Genomic DNA, 465 nt, shown 5'->3' with positions numbered 1-465 from the left:
AGGCGGGGGTGCGCTCGCGGGATGCGCGGAGCGCGGAGCAGCTGCGGGAGAAGGAGTTCGTCGCGACGGTGGAAGCGGAGAATGCCGCGTCGCAGGCGGAGGTCGCGCGGGCCCAGGTCGTGGCGGCACAGGCCTCCGCTCGTGAGCTGGAGGCGAGCCTGGGACGGCTGGAGCTGGAGCAGCGAGGGCTGGAGGGTGACGCGCGCGTGGCTGCGCTGGCGGACGGTGCGGAGCTGTCGGCGGCGAAGGTGGAGTTGGCGCGCTACGAGGGGGATCTGGCGGAGACGCGGTTGGAGGCGGCGCGGTTGGAGGTTGAGGGACGGTCAGCCAGTGCGTATCAAGTTGGACGCGTATCCCTTCCAGGACTTCGGCGTGTTGCCGGGGGCGCTGTATCAGATGGCGGCGGACACCAGGCGGAGGCAGGAGGACACGCTGGGGGCCGCGCCCTATCGCGTGAACGTGCGA

At 71.6% G+C, this 465-nt stretch carries 1 protein-coding gene; it reads left to right on the top strand.

Going from position 1 to position 465, the window contains the following annotated elements:
• The coding region (locus D7Y04_RS44775) for a hypothetical protein (RefSeq protein ID WP_199749825.1) at positions 1 to 465 on the top strand (465 nt) is incomplete at both ends.

Source organism: Corallococcus sp. AB038B, from assembly GCF_003668955.1.
Classification (GTDB): Bacteria; Myxococcota; Myxococcia; order Myxococcales; family Myxococcaceae; genus Corallococcus; species Corallococcus exiguus.
The sequence above is the reverse complement of the archived record's forward strand: the minus strand, read 5'-3'. Positions and strand labels throughout refer to the sequence as shown.